General features: G+C 37.8%; 19 protein-coding genes and 1 riboswitch. Of the genes, 7 read left to right on the top strand and 12 right to left on the bottom strand.

Annotated elements, in window-relative coordinates:
• Position 1 precedes the first annotated feature (1 nt).
• Entirely contained in the window at positions 2-1,480 is a 1,479-nt protein-coding gene (locus tag FG382_RS06325) for an aldehyde dehydrogenase family protein (protein WP_142538060.1), read from the bottom strand.
• A 145-nt stretch (positions 1,481-1,625) separates the two neighbouring features.
• On the opposite strand from FG382_RS06325, the gene FG382_RS06330 reads away from it, so the two are divergent.
• Together FG382_RS06330 and FG382_RS06335 are read left to right on the top strand one after the other, a co-directional pair.
• On the top strand, positions 1,626-2,426 hold the full coding sequence (locus tag FG382_RS06330; RefSeq protein ID WP_142538061.1) for a TIGR00266 family protein: 801 nt from the start codon (positions 1,626-1,628) through the stop codon (positions 2,424-2,426).
• Positions 2,427-2,663: 237 nt separating this feature from the next.
• Positions 2,664-2,861, top strand: coding sequence for a C4-dicarboxylate ABC transporter (locus FG382_RS06335; protein WP_142538062.1), 198 nt, complete (start codon positions 2,664-2,666; stop codon positions 2,859-2,861).
• Between the two features lie 60 nt (positions 2,862-2,921).
• Here the strand turns inward: FG382_RS06335 and FG382_RS06340 are convergent, their stop codons facing one another.
• Positions 2,922-4,118 carry a M20 metallopeptidase family protein gene (locus FG382_RS06340; RefSeq protein WP_142538063.1) on the bottom strand — a complete coding sequence of 399 codons (1,197 nt, stop codon included), beginning with the start codon at positions 4,116-4,118 and terminating at the stop codon, positions 2,922-2,924.
• A 168-nt stretch (positions 4,119-4,286) separates the two neighbouring features.
• A riboswitch (SAM riboswitch) is annotated at positions 4,287-4,393 on the top strand.
• Between the two features lie 83 nt (positions 4,394-4,476).
• Between FG382_RS06340 and FG382_RS06345 the strand changes: the two genes are divergently transcribed.
• Genes FG382_RS06345 through FG382_RS06355 form a run of 3 tightly spaced genes read left to right on the top strand, consistent with a single transcriptional unit; the run spans position 4,477 to position 7,890 of the window.
• Positions 4,477-5,598 (top strand): methionine biosynthesis PLP-dependent protein, encoded by a 1,122-nt coding sequence (locus FG382_RS06345; RefSeq protein ID WP_142538064.1) that lies wholly within the window; start codon positions 4,477-4,479, stop codon positions 5,596-5,598.
• Positions 5,599-5,603: 5 nt separating this feature from the next.
• Positions 5,604-6,782, top strand: coding sequence for a cystathionine beta-lyase (gene metC, locus FG382_RS06350; RefSeq protein ID WP_373287576.1), 1,179 nt, complete (start codon positions 5,604-5,606; stop codon positions 6,780-6,782).
• A gap of 1 nt (position 6,783) precedes the next feature.
• A complete protein-coding gene (locus FG382_RS06355) occupies positions 6,784-7,890 on the top strand; it encodes a 5-methyltetrahydropteroyltriglutamate--homocysteine S-methyltransferase (RefSeq protein ID WP_142538066.1) in 1,107 nt (368 codons plus the stop codon).
• A 210-nt stretch (positions 7,891-8,100) separates the two neighbouring features.
• Here FG382_RS06355 and brnQ read toward each other — a convergent pair whose 3' ends face one another.
• The 3 genes from brnQ to FG382_RS06370 all read right to left on the bottom strand — a co-directional run bounded on the left by brnQ (position 8,101) and on the right by FG382_RS06370 (position 11,601).
• Entirely contained in the window at positions 8,101-9,459 is a 1,359-nt protein-coding gene (brnQ, locus tag FG382_RS06360) for a branched-chain amino acid transport system II carrier protein (protein WP_142538067.1), read from the bottom strand.
• A 147-nt stretch (positions 9,460-9,606) separates the two neighbouring features.
• On the bottom strand, positions 9,607-10,581 hold the full coding sequence (locus tag FG382_RS06365; protein ID WP_142538068.1) for a proline dehydrogenase family protein: 975 nt from the start codon (positions 10,579-10,581) through the stop codon (positions 9,607-9,609).
• A gap of 36 nt (positions 10,582-10,617) precedes the next feature.
• Positions 10,618-11,601 (bottom strand): proline racemase family protein, encoded by a 984-nt coding sequence (locus FG382_RS06370; RefSeq protein ID WP_142538069.1) that lies wholly within the window; start codon positions 11,599-11,601, stop codon positions 10,618-10,620.
• 201 nt (positions 11,602-11,802) lie between these two features.
• Between FG382_RS06370 and FG382_RS06375 the strand changes: the two genes are divergently transcribed.
• The gene (locus tag FG382_RS06375) at positions 11,803-13,179 is read left to right on the top strand and encodes a sigma-54 interaction domain-containing protein (RefSeq protein ID WP_142538070.1); all 1,377 of its coding nucleotides are present in this window, start codon (positions 11,803-11,805) and stop codon (positions 13,177-13,179) included.
• A 173-nt stretch (positions 13,180-13,352) separates the two neighbouring features.
• Here FG382_RS06375 and FG382_RS06380 read toward each other — a convergent pair whose 3' ends face one another.
• From FG382_RS06380 to FG382_RS06390, 3 genes are read right to left on the bottom strand one after another with little or no spacing between them, the layout of a single operon-like run.
• Positions 13,353-13,955, bottom strand: coding sequence for a class D sortase (locus tag FG382_RS06380; RefSeq protein ID WP_211356369.1), 603 nt, complete (start codon positions 13,953-13,955; stop codon positions 13,353-13,355).
• A gap of 18 nt (positions 13,956-13,973) precedes the next feature.
• The gene (locus FG382_RS06385; RefSeq protein WP_142538072.1) at positions 13,974-16,409 is read right to left on the bottom strand and encodes a hypothetical protein; all 2,436 of its coding nucleotides are present in this window, start codon (positions 16,407-16,409) and stop codon (positions 13,974-13,976) included.
• Between the two features lie 30 nt (positions 16,410-16,439).
• Positions 16,440-17,549, bottom strand: coding sequence for a hypothetical protein (locus FG382_RS06390; protein ID WP_142538073.1), 1,110 nt, complete (start codon positions 17,547-17,549; stop codon positions 16,440-16,442).
• 156 nt (positions 17,550-17,705) lie between these two features.
• Between FG382_RS06390 and FG382_RS06395 the strand changes: the two genes are divergently transcribed.
• Positions 17,706-18,008 carry a hypothetical protein gene (locus FG382_RS06395; protein WP_142538074.1) on the top strand — a complete coding sequence of 101 codons (303 nt, stop codon included), beginning with the start codon at positions 17,706-17,708 and terminating at the stop codon, positions 18,006-18,008.
• Between the two features lie 108 nt (positions 18,009-18,116).
• Here the strand turns inward: FG382_RS06395 and FG382_RS06400 are convergent, their stop codons facing one another.
• From FG382_RS06400 to FG382_RS06415, 4 genes are all read right to left on the bottom strand, one after another.
• Entirely contained in the window at positions 18,117-18,725 is a 609-nt protein-coding gene (locus tag FG382_RS06400) for a flavin reductase family protein (RefSeq protein ID WP_142538075.1), read from the bottom strand.
• Between the two features lie 27 nt (positions 18,726-18,752).
• Positions 18,753-19,187 (bottom strand): MarR family winged helix-turn-helix transcriptional regulator, encoded by a 435-nt coding sequence (locus FG382_RS06405; protein WP_142538076.1) that lies wholly within the window; start codon positions 19,185-19,187, stop codon positions 18,753-18,755.
• Positions 19,188-19,335: 148 nt separating this feature from the next.
• Complete coding sequence (locus FG382_RS06410) at positions 19,336-19,905, bottom strand: NADPH-dependent FMN reductase (protein ID WP_142538077.1); 570 nt, start codon at positions 19,903-19,905, stop codon at positions 19,336-19,338.
• A 1,105-nt stretch (positions 19,906-21,010) separates the two neighbouring features.
• Complete coding sequence (locus tag FG382_RS06415) at positions 21,011-21,745, bottom strand: DUF2935 domain-containing protein (RefSeq protein ID WP_229677283.1); 735 nt, start codon at positions 21,743-21,745, stop codon at positions 21,011-21,013.
• Positions 21,746-22,402 lie beyond the last annotated feature (657 nt).

Consider the following 22,402-nt stretch of genomic DNA (forward strand, 5'->3'; position numbering starts at 1 on the left):
ATTATTCTGTGTCTATTTGTGCACGTTGCAATTTTCCACTAAAATCTACGTAAATACTTTTCCATTCGGTATATACATCCAGTGCTGCTACACCAGAATCTCGGTGCCCATTACCTGTCCCTTTTGTTCCTCCAAATGGCAAGTGAATTTCTGCACCCGTCGTTCCTGCGTTGACATAAACAATTCCAGTGTCTAAATCACGCTGCGCACGAAATACATTGTTTATATCTCGAGAAAAGATTGAGCTCGATAGTCCAAATTTCACTCCATTATTTACTTCAATCGCCTCTTCTAACGAGCTGACCTCAATAAGTGAAACTACTGGACCGAAGATCTCTTCTTGCGCAATACGCATATTCGAACTGACATCTGTAAATAACGTAGGGGCATAATAATTGCCATTTGCTAAATCTCCATCTGCTAGTACATGTCCGCCAGCCAGTAGTTTAGCACCCTCTTCTTGTCCTATCTTTGTATAGGAATGAATTTTTTCAAGTGCTTGTTTGTTAATAACAGGACCGATTTTAACCGTTTCGTCTAAACCATCGCCGATTGTTAAATTTTCCATCTGTGCTAGCAGCATGCTTTCCAACTCACTCTTTACATCTTTATGCACGATCACTCGACTACATGCCGTACAACGTTGACCTGCTGTTCCGAATGCACTCCATAAAATACCTTCTACAGCGAGCTGAAGATCGGCGTCATCCATAACGATAACCGCATTCTTCCCACCCATTTCAAGCGATACTTTTTTTAAATGGCGACCTCCAAGTTCAGCAACCTTACTACCTGTTTCTGTAGACCCAGTAAACGATATTACTTTTACATCCGGATGTTCAATCATCGCTGTTCCTACCTCTGATCCCGAACCAAAAACGACATTCGCAACTCCCGGGGGCAATCCAACTTCTTCAAATATTTTCGCCATCTCATAAGCCATCATTGGCGTTTCTGTAGCTGGCTTCCAAATGAAAGCGTTTCCGGCCACAATTGCGGGAAATGACTTCCAAGTGGCAATCGCTACTGGGAAGTTCCACGGTGTAATAAGTCCGACGACTCCTATTGGTGCACGGACACTCATCGCAAATTTATCTGCAAGCTCAGAAGGGGTCGTTTCTCCAAATAGACGACGTCCTTCTCCCGCCATATAAAATGCCATATCAATTCCTTCTTGTACTTCTCCTCGCCCTTCTTCTATCACTTTTCCCATTTCTTTTGTTAATACTTGAGCGAGATGTTCCTTCTTTTCTTTCATCAATCTACCAATTTCATATAAATAATCTGCTCGTTTTGGAGCCGGGACAAGTGCCCATTTCTTTTGTGCCTTCACTGCAGCTGCAACTGCCAAATCCACTTCTTCTTTTGTAGACATTCTAACTTTTGCTAATTGTTCTCCGTTCGCTGGATTCAAAACCGCTGTATACCTTTCCTCTCCAGCCTCTTGCCATTTTCCATCAATAAAATTAGTTAACTTCATCTGTTTACCTCTTTTCTTATTCATTGAAAATGCTTACATTATAAATACATTCGATAATCTCTATTGAATCCCTCTAATTATTACGAAACTTTTTCATTTGTTTTTCGTATACATTATTAATTCAAATCCTAGGAGGAAATAACACATGAACAATCACGAAATTGACTACAAATTATTTGGAGATGATATGCAATTTGTAGAAATCGAATTAGATCCACAAGAAACAGTAGTTGCTGAAGCAGGTAGCTTAATGATGATGGAAGATGGTATTTCGATGGAAACTATTTTTGGCGATGGTTCTAATTCTTCTGGTGGTAGCGGACTTATGGGAAAATTAATGGGCGCAGGTAAACGTATGCTTACGGGTGAAAGTTTATTCATGACTACCTTTACAAACGTTGGTAGTGGAAAGAAACATGTATATTTTGCTTCTCCATATCCCGGAAAAATCATTCCGATGGATTTAAGCAAGTATCGCGGCAAAATTATTTGTCAAAAAGATGCTTTTTTAGCGGCAGCTAAAGGTGTTTCAGTTGGAATCGAATTTCAACGCAAGCTAGGGGCTGGATTCTTCGGTGGAGAAGGATTTATCATGCAAAAACTGGAAGGTGACGGTTTAGCCTTTGTTCATGCTGGTGGTACTATTCACCGTAAAAGCTTACAAGTAGGAGAAACGCTACGTGTAGACACAGGATGTTTAGTAGCGATGACATCAGAGGTAGACTATAATATCGAAATGGTAAAAGGAGTAAAAACTGCATTATTCGGTGGTGAAGGCTTGTTCTTCGCAACCTTGCGCGGACCAGGTACAGTATGGATTCAATCGTTACCATTTAGCCGTCTTGCTAGCCGTGTATTCGCAGCTGCTCCTCAAACTCCAGGTGGCGGCTCTAAAGGTGAAGGAAGTATTACAGGTGGTCTTTTCGATCTTTTAGGCGGCAAATAATATAAAAAAGTACAGGTGCGACCACCTGTACTTTTTTTATGGCTTGTTCTAAAGAAAAGTTTCTACTTTATTGGTTTATTTGTCCCTTTTTTGTTAAAAACTAAAATGCTATAATTCTACGATTTTCGTCCAAATTGTTTATTATTTATTGAGCACCTCTTCATATACTATAAAAAGAACAATCATGTCGATTTTTAGCCCTCATTGTTCTTTGAATTGTATGAGGAGGTGATTGTGATGAAAGCTTCTTTAGGTAGTTGGATCGGCTGGATAGGAATCGTGCTAGCAGTCGTTGGATTCTTCTATTATCCATTATGGTTTGGTGGTGCTGCAGTAGTATTAGGCTTACTCGGCTTAACATTCCCTCAAAAATTCCTAGCTTGGTCTTCCATTGTGCTTGGAGCAATTGCATTCTTTCTTCCGATGCTGCAGTAGCTGAGTTATTCGATATAAACAAAGGCATGTACGGAGAATTTACCGCACATGCCTTTATTATTAAAATAAATAATGTGCAACGATTTGCACGAATGACTTTTGGATGTTCAATAAAGCACGCTCGTCAAAGTCGAACTTTGGATGATGGTGCGGATAATGTGTACTTTCGTCCTCATTGTTCGAGCCTACTTTGAAATATGTTCCCGGCTTTTCTAATAAGAAATAAGAGAAATCCTCCGCTCCCATGGAAGTTTCAATATCTATCACCTGATCCTCACCAAATACATCCGACAAAAGCTGTTGAACTAAATAACTTTCTTTTGGATGATTGTATAATGCCGGATAACCATGAAGATAATCGATTTCGGCATTCGCATGAAACCCTTCTGTTATTCCTTTTACAATGGAATATATTTCTTCTCTTACCTGTTTTCTTACCGATTCACTAAACGTTCGGACAGTCCCTTCTAGTTTAGCTGTATCTGCAATAATATTAAATGCACTGCCTGCATGGAAAACACCAATTGTGACTACTGCAGATTCTAAAGGGTTTATTCTGCGACTAACAATTTTTTGTAGGGAATTAACGATTTCACTACCAATGACGATCGAATCAACGGAATCTTGAGGTCTCGCCCCATGTCCACCAAGTCCTTGAATCTTGATTTCAAACTTATCAACAGCTGCCATTTTGTAACCTTCTCCAACAGACACTTTACCAATCGGTACTTTGGAATCGAGATGAGCAGCAAATACATAATCGACATCTTCAAGCACGTTTTCTTCAATCATAAATTTCGCACCGCCTGGTGGCTTTTCTTCCGCCGGTTGGAATATGAATATAACTTTTCCCTTCACTTTATCGCGGTATTTGCTTAATACTTGAGCGGTTCCCAATAACGCAGTCGTATGTCCATCATGACCACAGGCATGCATAACACCAGGGTTTACTGATTTATATGGCACCTCCTTCTCATCTTCAATCGGCAAGGCATCAAAATCTGCTCTTAAAGCAATTGTTTTTCCTGGCTGTACTCCCGTTAAAATTCCAATAAGACCATTACCGCCAATATTCTTCTTCACTTCTAAACCAAAGCTTTCTAATTTATCTGCAATATACTTAGCCGTTTCTGTTTCTTCAAAAGATAACTCGGGATGTTGGTGTAAATATCTTCTCCAACTAACAATTTCGTCGAAGCTATTGTCTATTTCAACGAAAATAGATTGCAAGTCTGTTACTTGTGTAATCGATTCCATATACTTTCCTCCATTCACAATTTTAAATTCATACTAAACAAATAGGATTATATACTTATCTGAATTATTTTTCAACAGAAGATTTTTTTGCGAAAATGCTTCTTGTATAATTATTCAATTAATGATACCATTACTTTCATAAAGATTTTAGAAAATTTCATATTTTATTTCTTATCCAGAGAGACGGAGGGATTGGCCCGAAGATGTCTCAGCAACCAGCCATGTTTAGGTATGGTGCTAACTCCAATAGGCGGCGATCGTCTAGAAGATAAGAAGACTAACTTCAATTTTTTTGAGGATTCTCTTCTTACAGGGAATCCTCTTTTTATTTTACTTTATTTGCAGAGGATGATTAATAATGACAAAAAAGGGTTTAGAAACCGAATTAGTGCAACTAGGAAATCATAGTGATCCGCGAACAGGTGCCGTTAATCCACCTATTCATTTATCAACAGCTTATATACATGCAGGGGTTGGCAAATCCACTGGTTACGACTACACACGTACAAAAAATCCGACCCGTACGATTTTAGAAGAAGGAATTGCAAAGTTAGAAAGCGGCGATGCGGGTTTTGCCTGTAGCTCCGGTATGGCAGCAATCCAATTAATTTTGTCACTTTTCCGTTCTGGTGATGAAATCATTGCACCGGAAGATCTTTACGGTGGAACATATCGTTTATTCAACCAATATGCGGATTCCTATAACATTCGTACATCCTACGCTAAATTTGAATCCATCGAGGAAGTAGAAGCATTAATCACGGAAAACACAAAGGCTCTTTTTATCGAAACACCCACAAATCCACTCATGCAAGAATTTGATATAGCACAATACAGTGTCTTGGCAAAAAAATATCAATTACTACTGATTGTGGATAACACCTTCTTAACTCCTTATTTACAGCGTCCGATTGAGCTAGGTGCAGATATTGTTATGCACAGTGGAACAAAATATATCGGAGGACATAATGATGTCCTTGCTGGACTCGTTGTCAGTAAAGGGGAAGCACTAAGCAAAAAACTAGTAGAGAATCATAACGCTTCAGGAGCAGTGCTTTCCCCTTTCGATAGTTGGTTATTGATACGAGGATTGAAAACATTACACTTACGCATGAAACAACATGATGCGAATGCGAAAAAAATCGTGGCGTTCTTACAAAGTGAAAGTGTTGTAAAAGACGTGCTATACCCTGGAGTTGGAGGTATGCTCTCTTTCCGCTTACAAAAAGGTGAATGGGTTGGACCTTTCTTAGAAAACCTTCAATTGATCGTTTTTGCAGAAAGTTTAGGCGGTGTCGAAAGCTTTATCACATATCCTACTACCCAAACCCATGCGGATATTCCAGAAGAAGAGCGAATTGCTCGAGGTGTAGATAATAGTTTGTTACGCTTCTCTGTTGGCGTTGAGGAGGCGGAAGACTTAATCGCAGACTTGAAACAGGTTTTTGCAAAATTAGAACGGGATGTGATTCATTCATGAGTAACGTGAAAGAAAGTTTAGAAACTAGCTTAATTACCGCTTCCACTCGTGGGGATTACGAGCAAAAAACGGGGGCAGTCAATGTACCCATCTATGCATCCTCTACTTTCCATCAAGAAAGCTTTGATAGCTTTGGACCATATGACTATAGTAGATCTGGTAATCCAACAAGAGACGCGCTAGAAAAAACTATTGCTGAATTAGAAGGTGGTACAAGAGGTTTTGCTTTTGCTTCCGGTATCGCGGCAATTTCTTCCGCTTTAATGCTGCTTTCTTCAGGAGATCATCTTGTAGTAACGGAAGAAGTATACGGCGGGACCTATCGTTTCATAACGGAAGTTTTACCGAGATTCGGAATCGACCATACATTTGCAGACTTTACGAATGCTGAAGAAGTTGAAAAAGCGATACGTCCAAATACCAAATTACTATATATCGAAACACCTGCAAACCCAAGATTAGGAATAACGGATATCGAGGCAATTGTTGCACTCGCAAAAGCAAATGATTGTTTGACATTCCTTGATAATACATTTATGACTCCCCTATATCAACGTCCGCTTGATCTAGGTGTAGACATCGTGTTACATAGTGCTACGAAGTTTTTGTCAGGGCACAGTGATATTATTGCAGGGCTTGCTGTTACGAAGGATGAAGAACTTGGAAGTAAATTAGGATTTATCCAAAACTCTTTTGGCGCTATTCTTGGTGCTCAAGATTCTTTTTCCTTAATCCAAGGAATCAAAACAATGGGTGCACGCTTATCTCAATCCACGGAATCGGCGAAAAAGCTTGCAAACTACTTAAATAGTCATCCTTTAATAGAGGAAGTGTTATACCCAGGCTTATCCACGCACCCAGGATACGAGATTCATGCAAGACAAGCGAAAAGTCCAGGGGCCGTTTTATCTTTCTGTCTTCCTGACAGAGAAACGGCAAAAGCGTTTGTAGAAAATCTTCAAATTCCAGTTTTTGCAGTAAGTTTAGGCGGAGTCGAATCGATTCTTTCTTATCCTGCTACCATGTCCCATGCTGCAATACCGAAAGAAGAACGAGAAAAACGAGGAATTTCAGATGGCCTGCTAAGGTTCTCTGTTGGTCTGGAACATATAGATGATCTTATCGCAGACTTTGACCAAGCATTAATAATCGCTTCAAATATCAAACAGAAAGTAGGAATTTAACATGACACAACAATTAGTTCAAAAAGCACCATTTCGCGCAGATCACGTAGGAAGCTTTTTACGCCCAGCACGTTTAAAAGAGGCACGTGCACAATTTGAAAATAAAGAAATCACTGCAGATCAATTAAGACAAATTGAAGACGAAGAAATTACGAAACTCGTTGCCAAACAAAAAGAAGCAGGTCTTCAATCTGTAACTGACGGCGAATTTCGTCGCAAATGGTGGCATTTTGACTTTCTAGGCGGTCTAGACGGAGTCGAATTTTATGAACCAGAGGAAGGCCTATCATTTAAAGGCGTAAAAACACAAGCACATGGCATTAAAGTAACTGGAAAAATCGGATTTAGCACGCATTATATGATTGATCACTTTAAGTTTTTGCAAAGTGTGGCTGGCGATGCTGTTGCTAAATTTACAATCCCAAGTCCAAATATGCTGTACTACAGAGCCAAAATTGAAGTGGGAGTTTATAGCAGTGATGAAGAACTATTCAATGATCTAATCACAGCTTATCAAGGATTTATTCAAGCTTTATATGATGAAGGTTGTCGTTATTTACAAATCGATGATACTTCATGGGCGACTTCTTTTTCAGAGGAAGGCATTGCCGGACTTAAAGATAGAAAATATAGCGTAGAGGAAGCACTAAAACTTTCCGCACGTGCGATTAATGAATCAATCGCGAAAAGACCAGATGACATGCTTGTCACAATGCATATTTGCCGTGGAAATTTCCGTTCGACCTATATTACAAGTGGTAGTTATGAACTTGTATCCGAAACTATTTTTAACGGATTAGATGTAGATGGTTTATTCCTAGAGTTTGATGATGAGCGATCTGGCGATTTTGAACCGCTTCGTCATATTAGCCGTCCAGATCTATATATCGTATTAGGGCTAATCACTTCTAAGCATGGAGCACTTGAAAACGCGGATGAAGTGAAAGCAAGAATTGAAGAAGCTACTAAACATGCCCCACTCGAGCAACTTTGCTTAAGTCCACAATGTGGCTTCTCTTCCACAGAAGAAGGAAATATTTTAACCGAAGAGGAACAATGGGAAAAAATTCGCCATGTTGTGAAAATCGCTGAGGATACTTGGAAATAACCAATCAAGAAATTATGAGTAGTATTGTTTCTTAGACAGAAAACTAATTCATTTTTCTCGGTTATTTATTGAAAAACTTATAGTTCAAGTAATAAGCAACTTCTACAAAGAAGTTGCTTATTTTACGCGTATATTATATTAGATTATCTTCGAAAAAATGACTTGTTTCTCTCCTTCCTTCGAAGATACTCCCATCTCAATCTATCAATACTAATTAACTTTTTCACCAGCAATATTAATTATCGTAGCTGGCTCTTTCTTTGATTTCGCTACAAGCAAACCGATAAGAGAACCAATAATACCTGTAAGTATCCATCCGGCACCTTGTTCAAATAACGGAATAAACCCGAAGACGTTATTGATCGCTTGTGATGCAATGTTTGCTTCTTTTAAAGCATCAAGGATGGCCACAACCCCTACACCAATAATCGTGCCGACATAAACCGATTGATGACCATTAAAGAAGTTGTTCATAAATATTAGAGCGATTAAAGCAATCGCTAATGGGTAGAGCAAAAGTAAAATCGGAGATGCCATAGTCAAAATAGTGTTTAGACCAAAGTTTGTAATTACTAAACTTAAAGCAGAGAAAATAATTAACCACTTTTTATAAGAAACAGAAGGTATGATTCTCTCAAAGTACTCAGAAACAGCTGCTAAACAAGCAACATTTGTTGTAATCCCTGTTAATAAAATCACCGTTCCGATAATATAAATTCCAATTTCACCAAATAAAACGCTAGAACTTTGGGCTAACACTTCTCCTCCATTATCCAAATAACCTAGTGGGTCTATACTAGTAGCACCAATCCATGCCATGGAAATCTGTAAAGCAACTAAGCCAACAATTGTTATGAGTCCCGCTTGGATAAATAGCTTTGATACTTCTTTTTCAGATTTAAATCCATAAGAACTGATGGACTTAATGAAAATTCCACCGAATACAAAAGCAGCAAGAACATCCATTGTATAATAACCTTGTGTGAACCCTTTTAAGAAGGCGCTGCCTGCCTCTATATATTCTCCTGTAGGTGGTCCGAAACTTCCCATTGGTGTAATAATTGACTTACCAACAAGCACAATTAATAAGACAACAAAAATTGGCGTTATGATCTTTCCTAAATGATCGACAAATTTTGTGGTGTTCCATGACAATACAATGGTCAAGGCAAAAAATATGATTGAGAAGACTAGCAAATAGAGGCCTACATTTGACTGTCCTTGGACTAACGGATGGATCCCAATTTCATAAACAACAGATGTCGTTCTCGGCAATACATAAATGGGTCCAAGTGATAAGAAAAGTAAGATTGAAAATATTGTGGCGAATAACGGGTGCACCCTCCCAGCAAGTTTTTCTACTGTCCCTCCACCTCGAGTTAATGCAATAATTGCGAGTAGAACAAGCCCTACACCAGTTACTAAGAAGCCGCCCATGGCAATCCATGTATTTGTTCCAGCCTGTTGGCCAACCATTGGTGCAAATATAACGTTTCCTGCTCCTAAAAACATCGCGAAAAGCATAAATCCAATTACCAATACTTGTGAAAATGATATTTTTTTCCCCATTATAATTCCCTCCTTATTGAAGAACCTTCTAAGCCTATCCCACAAAAATCACTTGGTATCTTTCTATCTCGTATCCTTTGACTGCTTTTGGATAATTGGAGGATGGTCGGTAATACTATCCCCCTAAAAATAACTGATTCCTTACATTTACTTCATTTTACTTAAGCGTCCCAATAAGAAAGCACTTGCACCAAGCCCTATCAATGTATTCGTCTTTTTATTGAATACTTGCTTAACAACAAGGTTTAGATTTTGAGGGCGTTCCGCAAGTCTTCGCATAAAATAGCCATACCAATCGCCGCCAAATGGCACATATGTACAGAAGTTATAACCTTCATTAGCAAGTTTAAGTTGTAGTTCGTTCCTAAATCCATATAGCATTTGGAACTCGAACTTGTCCTTCGATATATTATGTTCATCTACAAACTTCTTTACATGATTAATGACATGATGATCATGAGTGGCAATCGATGTAAACTTACCATTCAACAAATGATATTCGATGAGTTTCAAATAGTTTTTGTCTATTTCCTCTTTATCTTGATAGGCCAAGTTTGCAGGTTCTTTGTAAGCACCTTTAACAATTCTCGTACGATGGTTAATATATTTCTTTAAATTTTCATCCGCTTTATAAAAGTAAGCCTGAATAACTGTTCCCACATTATTATAGTCTTTGGAGAGCTCGTCCAATAGATCAAACGTCGGTTGCAAATGACTATGGTCTTCTGTATCAAAGTTAATGAATATACTGTATTCATTCGCCTTGCTAACGATTTCTTTTAAATTATGTAAGCAAAAATCGTATTCAATGTCCAAACCAAGCTGCGTAGGTTTCAAGGAGATATGCGCATTCAATGCATTTTCATGAATCGCTTCGATTACCGCTAATATTTGTCTTTTCGCCTCAAGCGCCTCTTGCTTTTCGAAAACAAATTCTCCGAGATTGTCGATAGTTGCAGCAATGCCTTTCGAATTCAATTTCTTCACACTATTAACCATTTCTTCTACCGTCGTCCCAGCGACGACGGTCTGGGCACCTAATTTAAGACCCCAATTTTTGGCGGCCCCATTTAATACTTTGTTTTGTGATAATGAAATGAAAAAGTCTCTTGTTAATCCCATTGTAAATACCTCCAATTTTTAATAAACATTTTCTAATTATTTCAATAGAAAACCCTCTATATACGGATCTGTTTCATCTAAAGAAAATTGGTGAACTCCTGTCATCCAGGCAGACCCTGTAATTTTGGGGATAATAGCCCTTACATTTTGAACCTCTGTAAAATCAACAATTTCACCTTTAAATCTTGACCCAATGATACTGTCTTGAATAATTTTTTCCCCTTTTTTAAGATCTAACGTTGCAAGCTTGGCACATGTCCCTGTTCCACAAGGTGATCGGTCGATTTGTCCGTCGCCAAAAACCACCGTGTTTTTATAATGATTCTTGCCTATTTCCAAACTAAACTCAACAAGATCAATAGTGTTAATTTCTGCAATTTCAGGATGTTGGATTTCTAATTGTTCATTTGCTGCTTTTCGAATGGCTACGCCTATCTCCGCTATTTTGTCTTGCGCTTCAATATCAAGGTCAAAATCAAATTGTGTCACATCCGCGATTGCAAAAAAACTACCACCAAAAGCAATATCTATCTTCACAGTTCCTACTTTATCGACTAAAACACTTACATTCTTTTTCAATAAAAATGACGGTACGTTAATAAAAGATACCTCTTGTACCTTGTCGTTCTCATACGTAACATGACATTCAACAATTCCAGAAGGCGTATCCAACAATACTTTTTCTTTTTTATCAATAAAGTTTCGGTCAACCGCAATCGTTATAGCGGCAATCGTTCCGTGCCCACACATATTCAAATAGCCCCCACTATCCATAAATAACACGCCTAGATCACATTCCCGATTGCAAGGCTCCGTAAAAATAGCACCGAACATATTCAAATGTCCTCTTGGTTCGTGCATTAGCAATTTTCTTATATAATCCATTTCAGTTTGCATAAAATTTTTCTTCTGCATCATCGTTTCACCTTGAATCTTTGGAATCCCATCAACGACAATTCTAGCCGCTTCGCCCATTGTATGTGCATCAATCGTTTGAATAATATTTCCTAACTTCACCATAAATGTAACAATACCTCCCAAATGATTAATTAATCTTTCTAATTATTATCTTGCAAGAAGCGTGCCAACTTTTATAAAGCCGGTTATTCAGACGTTGCAATCATTTTCATCATTAATTATAATAAGTTGTGTTCAGAAAGTTTACACTAGTGTAAAGAAAAAGTTAAAAACAATCATATTTTTATATAAGAGGTGTACGGAATGAATCGTACTTCAAATGAACATGCACTCCATTATTTAAATACATTAATTGAAACGAGTTCTGATGCAATTATCATTATTAACAAATTGGGAGTAGTTGAATTCTGGAGCACAAAAGCTGAAGAAATGTATGGAATTCCTGTAGAACGGATTCAAAATAAGAAGATTAGTACTTTTTTCAAAAAGGAAGACTTAAAGTTATTGGAAATTCTCAAAACAAAAAAACCTGTTTTTAACGTCTACCATCAACCGCGGCCTGACAAACATGTACTCATCAGTTCCTCTCCTATCTTTGATGATTTAGGAACATTAATCGGATCAATTTCCATCGATCAAGACATTACCAATGTCGTAAAGTTGAATGAGAAACTATCCTTAACGACAACCGAATTACAGAAAGTAAAACAACAATATAATTTACAAGAACAAATTGAACCTTTAGCTGAAATTAAAGGTTGTAGCACGGTGTTACAAACAACAAAAAACTTGGTGCTTAAAGTAGCCAAGACGGATGCAACAGTTTTAATTCAAGGGGAAAGTGGTGTTGGGAAAGAACTGTTCGCTCAAGGTGTACATGAAGCAAGCTTCAGAAAGGATCAACCTTTTGTACCGATTAACTGCGGGGCAATTCCGGAAGCCCTTTTTGAAAGCGAGTTCTTTGGTTACGAAAAAGGATCTTTTACCGGTGCAAACAAGGACGGAAAAGCAGGAAAAGTAGAAATGGCAGATGGTGGAACTTTATTTTTAGACGAAATAGGTATGTTACCGTTAGATATGCAAGTAAAACTATTAAGAGTGCTACAAGAAAGAGAAGTGATCCGCATAGGTGGCAATGTTTCAAAAAAAGTGGATATTAGAATCGTTGCAGCCACAAATAGTGACCTAGAACAGATGATCAAAAAAGGGCAATTTCGAGAGGATTTATATTATCGGATTAACGTCGTCACTTTAAAAGTGCCATCCTTACGTGAACGTATTGAAGACATTCCAATATTAGTCAATCATTTCGCACAAGAATACTCTGCCAAATATCAAAAAGAGGTCCCTACTCTTTTTGATAGCGCAATGGAAATGTTCACAAACTACGAATGGCCTGGGAATATTCGAGAGTTAAGAAACGTTGTAGAGCGAATGATTATATTTATCGATCATTCGAGGATTACCGCAAAAGAGATCGTAAATATCTTCCCTACTTCTACAAATGATTATATAGACAAAGAAGGGTTAGAATACGAAAAAGCACACTTGGAAAAGAATCGAATTCAAGAAGCACTAGAAAAAACTTATGGAAACAAAAGTGCAGCTGCAAAGAAATTAGGAATCTCAAGAGTAAGCCTTTATAATAAAATTAAAAAATATGGTATTTTTGACTATTAACCATTATTAGGGAATGAGTTAAAAGCTTTTACGACAAGTATGATAAAAAGTAGCAAGTGCCTAATTTGAAAAATCTTAGAGGACATATCTAAATTTTGATAGTTTCCTTCGCGATTAAAAACGCAAGAAGAAAAGTTGCTTACTTTTCTTCTTGCGTTTAGTTGTTTAGTAGGTCAATCATAAATTTGCTTAGCTTGAACGACTAGCCTAAACTGATTGGATCGTTCTGGATAACATGTAACTAAGGACAAAAGCGTAATGCCTTTCTGCCTGTTTAGTATATCTACATTTTCTGGCTTGACGACCACTATATCGAAAATCTCATACTGAAGGGTCTCCGTTAGTGTTTCCAATTCAAATCGATCGCCAATTTGAAGTTCGTTCAACCGATTGAAAAACTGTCCAAACACATGGGATTGATGCCCTGCAATTGCAGAAGTTCCATTTAACGTCCCGGGTTCATCGAGTCCATCAATGGTTCCCAGGGCTTCATTCAATTTTTCTTGAGCCGCTCCTCTCACAACAGGCGCTTTTAAATCGATAGAATCGATTGTTAAAATCCCCATCGTATCATCTGCTCTCTCCATTGGTAGAGCAGATTCATTTTTAGTAGGTTTGCTCCCTACCGATTTACTAGTAGCTGCCTCTGTTTTTATACTTGCAAAGGATTCTATCAATTGTTCTTGATGCTGTTTGTTTTTCAACATTCCATGACCAACAATTATTAACATGGAAATAGCTATCAAAATCAATAAATTTCCGATGTGTTTTTTCATCATGGTATGCCTCCTCTTCTATGCGAATTTACGAATTGTTAATCCACCGATAAGAAGACTCAAAGCCAATAACATCAATAGCATACCATCAAAAAAACCACCTGTTTTTGGAAGCATAGAACCATCTTGCATTCCATTTCCATTAAAAGAGACATCATTTAGATTACCAAACATACCTGCATCGTCTTGTTCTTCCTCATTACTTATAGCATTTTCATTTATGTTATCATCTTCAGTTTCTGCAGCGTTTGTGTTCATATTTGCATTTGGATCTATATTTGCAACTGTTTCTGAGCCGGTTTCGAGTTCTGCATTTGTGTTTTCATCCATGCTTTCGCTTTCACTAGCATCTTCATAAACTTCCTCCGTGCCTTCATCCACTATTGCTGGTGATTCATTTTCCATAGGGGTTTGTCCTGTATCTCCTCCCGCTTCCTCAGGAGAGTTCTCCACTGATTCATCGGGATTATTCGGAATGATAGCGGGACCAGCAGCTACAAATTCTTCTCTTCCAAGAATTTGTACACTTGTATTTTCTAATAGATCATTATCTATTCCTAAAGACAGACCATGATTTATTTGGGAAGAACCATCACTACTTGTGTACTGATCATCTGTCAGCACCTCGACAGTTAATTGATCCAATGGTTCAGATAACACATCTAACTGTAAAACGCCTCTATTACTGTATCGTTTGTTTATGCCGTTCATTTCGTGACGATCTAATATTCCTACATGCATCTGATCCGTGACTGGAAATTGATCACTCACTATTTCCACTACTCCACTATCATACATTTCCATATCATCATCACTAGCCGTTCTTGCTAACAATACATCTGCAGATAGATCTTCTAATAATCCATCTGTTGTTTCAAGAGATACAGCTGATGATCTGCTTTGCTCTAATCCCTCCTCCATCGAATCACTCATCGGTAAGACATTTAGTTCCAAATCATTCAATAAGGAATTTGAGTTCTCATCTTCAATTTCTCCATTGAGAAGGCTTGAACTGTCTGTATAGCCCTCATTAGATGTGGATGTTTGATTTTCTAATATTCCTACATGAACATCTTCAAGAACTGGTACATTTGTAAGTTTCAGATGCAAGCCTTTTTTCATATGGTTTGTTTCTTCTGATGTACCTTCACTTATCATTTGCATTTTATTTGCAAGCACATCTAATTCTACCTTGTCAGCAATTATACTTGATCCCAGCTCTGCATCTACCACTGCATCTTCACTTGAATAAGTAGTTTCTGTCATAGATTCTTCTTGTCCTAATACTTCGATCTCTGCATTATCCGCTACTACCAAGTCGTCTGCCATGATATCCGCTAAAGAACTTTCTTTGGAATAAGCAGCTTTTGTCCAAGTTTCTTCTTGTCCTAGTACTTCGATTTCCACATCATCCGCTACCACCAATTCGTCTGCCGTGATATCAGCTAAAGCACTTTCGTTTGAATAAGAAGTATTTGTCCAAGTTTCTTCTTGTCCTAGTACTTCGATCTCTACGTCATCCGCTACTACCAAGTCTTCTGCCATGATATCAGCTAAAGCACTTTCGTTTGAATAAGAAGTATTTGTCCAAGTTTCTTCTTGTCCTAGTACTTCGGTCTCTACGTCATCCGCTACTACCAAGTCTTCTGCCATGATATCCGCTAAAGAACTTTCGTTGGAATAAGATGTATTTGTCCAAGCTTCTTGTCCTAGTACTTCGATCTCTACGTCATCCGCTACTATCAAGTCTTCTGCCATAATATTTGCTAAAGAACTTTCATTGGAATATGGAGCATCTGTCCAAGTTTCTTCTTGTCCTAGTACTTCGATCCCTACATCATCCGCTACTACCAAGTCTTCTGTCATGATATCCACTAAAGAACTTTCGTTGGAATAAGCAGTGCTTGTTAAAGCTTCTTCTTGTCCTAGTACATCAATCTCTACATCTTCCGCAACTACCAAGTCTTCTGCATTAATATCAACTACTGCACCTTCATTAGAATATGCAGTTTCTGTTAAAGATTCTTCTTGTTCTAATACTTCAATATCTAAGTCGTCCGCAACTACCAGATCTTCTGTATTAATATCTACTACCGCTTTTTCACTTGATGTACTTGATTCTGTATGCGAAAGTACATCGACTTCCATATCACCAATTTCCTCATCTGCAACGGATATATTTACGAGTTTCTCCTCTTCATTACCTTCGTTGCTACTATTTTGTCTGTCATTTGCATTCGGAATCTCTACGTCAATATTGTCAATTCCAAGTAAATCATTTACTTCTACATCCAAAATAGTTGCCTTCTCTGGGGCATCGTTCAATACATCTACCTCAATTTGCGGAGATGAGTTGGAATCGTTTTCCTCCGCTGCTGCCAAAGATGGGGCTAGTAATATCAACATCAAAAAACTGAGTACAGTCCAAGTAAAATGTAAGCTAATAGTTTTCATTATATTCTCTCCTTTTTATTTTGATTTTCTTCATGTATAAAAAGGAGTCATTTCTGGTGGTTTCCTCAGTGGTGTATGAATCCACTGGATAATAGCATAATGGTTTTTGTGATACCATTTTTTACGCGTCAATTCCTCCATTAGCTCTTGCGAAGGTAATAGAGAAAATGGAGTATCTCCAGTTTGAATTATTATGGAATTGGACGCAAAGCTTGGAGCACTTGTTGAAGTGCTTGAAATCGGTGTTAAAATAACTTTTTTCTTTTGCTTATCAGGAATAGAAGATAAAACGTTTGAGCTTTTATTTGATGATTTTTTCACTTCTTTTTTATCTGCTTTTCCTGTTATCTTTTTATACTGCTTAATTTCTTCAACCTTAAACGATTCGTTTTCTAAAATAGGTATAGGTTTTTCCACAGCAGACTGGTTATGTTGTGGAGATTCTTCTACAGCTGGAACGGAGACTGGCACCGATACTAATTTTTCAGTTGCAGCAATCGGCATAGTGGACTCTTGCGGTATTTTACTCTCTTCCACAGGAGGTGCTGTATCAGTGTTAATGGGTTGTTCTATTTGCTTTTGCGGCCCTTTATTTGTTTGATTTTTTTCTTCAACTATCGGTAAATCTTTTTTGTCGATTACAACTAGCGCTGTACTGGAAACTTCTCCAACTGTCTCTTCCAATTTATTTGTTACCTGTTTTAAACTACCGTTTACCTCTGTTAAAATAGGGGTAACAATAGGAGCATCGGGAACAGTTTCAACTGTTTCATCTACTAAATTCATCACATCTGAAACGACGGATTCAGTAGTTGAAGGTACTTCATTCACTACCTGTCCCACTGCTGCGCTTGTCTGTTCTTCTACTTCCTTTACTGTCTCAACTACAGGTTCAATAACTGTAAGTATTTCTTCCACTGGTTCTTCGACTGGAATTGCCTCTTCCAATTTTTCAACTGGAAGTGCATTCTCTAATGTAGAGTTTACCTCTTCTGTCACATTTTTTGTTTCTTCCACTAATTTAGTAATCGATTCACCTAAAAGTCCTTTTCTTTCATGATTCGTCTCTCCATAAGCCTGATAAGGAAACAGGATTAATGCACTTATCCCTAATAAAAATACAAACCAGCCTTTATTCATCTATTTCACCTCCTACCCCACACATATTGACTGATAATTCCGTATTTTATTCTATTACCCATTTCGTAGAGGTTTTAATCATATTTTCAGTGTTTGTCAGATTAATAGAATGGGTAAACAGTGACTATACGTTAATATTTAAAGGAGGAATGTACCATGCAAAATATGTATGAACACCAAACAGACGACATTGTACAAGAAACCGGAGATTATACATGTGAGGAAGGTATTACGAAAAAACTATATAAAGGAGATAAGTTCCCTTCCTGTCCACAATCAGAAATAGCTACAAATTGGAAACACGCGGAAGGTCACGTGCATAAAACTGGAGAAGTAGTACCGGAATCCGGAAAGTATATTGATGCGAATGGACATGAAATGCCTTTAGTAAAAGGCGATGTTTTTTTAACTTCCCCAAAAACAGGAGAAGAAATAGAGTGGAGACATGCTGGGAAATAACTTCTGTATTACATTAAAAATACCTCAAAAAACCGAGTACAATTGTATTCGGTTATTGAGGTTATTTGTTCTTAGTACCCATTATGATTTGGCATTTCTTTTACTAGATTAGTCTGGTCTTTCTATAGAAAATACTTCGCCGATTTTTGCATAGTTAGATCCTGCTAATCTACTAACTGCTTTTAGAGAATCGTTATTTATACGACCTCGCTCATATATAGATTCATCTATATGATAATGTACTATTTTTCCAATCAGTAAATCTGTAGTAATGGCTCCCTCTTCTCCTAATTCCACTATTTGTTCTAATATACATTCAAATCTAACTTTCGCTTCTTTAATCCCTGGGGTAGAAATACTTTCACTTGAAATAAGCGTTAAATCGGCTTTGTCTATTTCACTTTCGTTTGTTGGAAGTGATGCAGCAGTTATATTAATCTTCTCTACATTATCTTCATCCACGATATGCACAACAAATTCATGTTTTTCTGAAACATTTCTTGCGGTATCTTTTCGTTCCCCATTTTTCCGCTGAATTGCGATAGAAATCATCGGTGGATTTGATGAAACAATATTAAAATAACTAAATGGTGCTCCATTAATCGTCCCATCTTCACCAACACTCGTGACGAATGCAATTGGTCTAGGCACGATACTTCCTATTAACAACTTATAATTTTCTCGTTCCGAATTATTTTTTGGATTTAGAGATAACATTTGCGTCTCCTCACTTTGCTTTAGTTTCTAGTATAATCTAGCATTTATTTTTCCAACTCTTTTTAATAAATCGATGAATACTTCTTTTTCTTGTTTTGAAATACAAGAGAAAATTTCTTCTATAACAAGTTGGTGCTTCGGGAAAATATCATCCATTATTCTTTTCCCTTCCTCTGTTATTTGAATATATACAACACGACGATCTTCTTTACAATCAATTCTTTCCAATAACTTTTTTCGTTCTAATTTGTCCATAACGTATGTGATTGAACCCGAATTAATAAGTACAGCATCTGAAATCTGCCGAACAGTTTGTTTTCCTTTGCTGTATAGCGCCTCCAAAACCATAAATTCAGACATATGCATATTGTAATTACTTATATCCTTCTTTGTTCGTTCTTGTACCATTTTTGATGCTTTCATCAATACGACAAATGATTTTAATGATAAATTCTCCTCCATATTGACTCCTCCTTTCAGTTTACCTTGAATTAAACTATCTCTAATTAAACACATTGTACTTTTTATTTGAAAGGACGTCAAATATACTAAAAAAGCCAAATCGAATTATACATTCGTCTTGGCCATAAACTAGATTTTCAGCACAGAATTATTGACGAATTGTTTTTAAAGCACCGCTCCATGCGAGAACTTGTTCAAGCATTGTATTAGCATTTGCTGTATGGTAATCAGCCGGTTTGAATATACTCATGTTTTCAAAGTCAGACATTAACGAAAAAGTTACAGCAGTGCGAACATCTGCAACTTGCAATTCCCCTAAGATTAACCGCATATTTTCATGTGCACGCGTGCCGCCTAAACTTCCATACCCAACTAATCCCGCTGCTTTATTGTTCAATTGGATGTTCAAGTAGTCTAATGCATTTTTAAGAGCTCCTCCAACTGCATGGTTATATTCTGGGGTCACGAAAATATAGCCGTCAAAAGAAGCCATCTTATCTGTCCAAGCACTAATTGCATTGTTTGCTTCGTCTTTTCTTTCTGCAGGAAGTTCTTCACCTAAGAACGGTAATTTATATTTCGCAAGATCAACTAATTCAAATTCTGCATCGTCTCGTTTTATTGCAAAATCATACATCCAATTTCCTACTGCTTCTGCATTACGACCTTGGCGTACGCTCCCGATTATAATACCGATTTTTAATCTTTCTACTTTCATTGTTTCTTCCTCCTATTTGGCTTCCCCCATTATTTCTTCTAATAAAACTACTGCTTTATATTATTTACTTGGGCGCTTTATCCTAAACGAGTACATCAGCTAAATTGGCCAACAACAAAAGTGCTAAAGCACCTATCTCTGCCCCGATATGGCAAATGGTAATGAAAAATATGGAGATGGTGCACATAATAGGGAAACTGCGCGATAGTGAATTGAAGGAAGAGTCCGCTAAGATTTCCGCTGCAGGACGTACGCGTTCCGCCTGCTTGGCTTCAGCCGCTTCCTTCGCTACGCTCAGTCCAGGGTCTTCACCATTTTAGGAACAAAGGCTAAGAGCGCCACATTGTGTGGCAACGCCTTCGAGGCCAACATCGTGTTGGCCTCGGCTGGAGTCGACGCCCTTCCGCTACAATCCATGATGGATAACGCTATCTAATAGGCGTCACTGTTTAACAAATGAAACTTCTTTAAAAGTTTTCTAACTATTAAAAGCCAATAAATGGTACAACGCTACAATACACACTGGGAACGTGACAAACCGATTAATTGGACAATTTTGGTAAAGAAATACTAGTTAATGCTCTATTATTATTGCCGTCTCAATTCGAGTTAACTTATTTTAGAAAATTGGTTCCTCTCAGACTACAACTGGTTACTTTCGACAACTGTTTGGTCTCCCATAGCCACTTATTGGATTTGCATGGTCAAAAACTGTGGTTGATTTTCTTTAGTAAGTCGATTATTAATAACCAGTGAATCAGAATCCATTTATAGCTCTGATAACTGCCGAGCTAAATAGCAAGAAGTCTCCATTGATTGAAGCGGAAGGAGGCGACTCCTGCGGGAATCAAGCGGGACAGGTGAGACCCCGCAGTGGAGCGACAGCGACCGAGGAGGCTCACCGCCCGCCCCGCGGAAAGCGTCCTCCTGAAGCGAAAATCCTAGCGGTTACCTAATAAAATTTCTTACTGCACAGTCTCCCTATACCACGAATAAAATAAAAAGATGCCGTACTTGAAAAAAGTTATCCACATATCTAAATCTTTTATAGTTTCCTAACCAATAAAAAAACCTCCAATAATGGAGGATTTTCACTTTCTATTTTTTAAGGGACTAGTTCGATCTTTCTTAAATAGTATGTCTCTTCTCTTGCCATATGGTCTGCCATAAGTGGCGTAAAGGTTCCTAACGCTTCTTTTTTTATCCTCATTTCTTCTAATTCCATTAAAAATACTTTGAAAATAGTCATCTCTAATTCAATATCTTGATGGAATTTATCTAAAGCTGGGAACTTGTCGACATTCGCGCGTAAATAACCTGCTAATTCAACAGCCTTTAGATAAAAGTCTTCCCACTCTTTCATGAACTGTTGACCTTTTTCCTTTAATTTCTTTTCCACTCTATCTAAGTCTGCATCAATTGCTCCAGCATGGCCGGCCGCGTCAATGAGCCATAACAGATCATGATGTAAAGGATGGACCACCGGAATGTTCTGTCCGGTCTCTAAGTAGGAGAATACTCGAATCGCTTCTTCTACTTCATTGACCATATGATTGATGAAACTTGGTGGCAAAGAGATTTTTACTTCTCCAACTAAATGCTCTTTAATTAACCATAATTTAAATGCTCGAATTTTTTCACTTGCTACTTTAGCTTTTTTGGCAACCATCATTATTTCCTGATCTGTTAACGGTTTTTTAGAGGTTTGTAGTAATTGATCAAAACGTTTGATAAATGAAGCCGCAACCTCTATTTTCTCTTTCTCACTCGGTGCCAGTGAGTCATGAATAAACCTTCCGTGATCTCCTAACACTTCCAGCCAAAAATGAAGTTCATACAATGCAGTTTCTTGAAACGAAATTGCCAGTTGAAATCCCCCTTTTACATAATAAAAGTATATGCAAGTAGGGTAAACGGTGTCACTGTTGAAGAATTTTCAAATTATTAAAAAAGAATAACCAATTAATGTTATAGTTATTTAATAGATACAGTGAAACTTCAATCAATGGGGGTTTTCCGACGCAAAGGACGTGCTAGTGCGGACATTGCGACATGCACGTCGCACATTTAGTCCGCTTTCCCCCACTGATTGTTAGTTGAACTAATCGGGCTTTTACGGACAGTTGATCTCCCACTTATCTTTTCGCTTTTCTTCAATCTTGAAGTGGGAGTCTTACTGCCCGTTAATGCGGGATAAAGTGAAACTTCAATCAGTGGGGTTTTTTCATCCCCCACTGATTGTTAGTTGAACCAATCGGGCTTTTACGGACAGTTGATCTCCCACTTATCTTTTCGCTTTTCTTCAATCTTGAAGTGGGAGTCTTACTGCCCGTTAATGCGGGATAAAGTGAAACTTCAATCAGTGGGGTTTTTTCATCCCCCACTGATTGTTAGTTGAACCAATCGGGCTTTTACGGACAGTTGATCTCCCACTTATCTTTTCGCTTTTCTTCAATCTTGAAGTGGGAGTCTTACTGCCCGTTAATGCGGGATAAAA

Origin of the sequence: Psychrobacillus lasiicapitis, from assembly GCF_006861795.1 — a bacterium.
GTDB lineage: Bacteria > Bacillota > Bacilli > Bacillales_A > Planococcaceae > Psychrobacillus > Psychrobacillus lasiicapitis.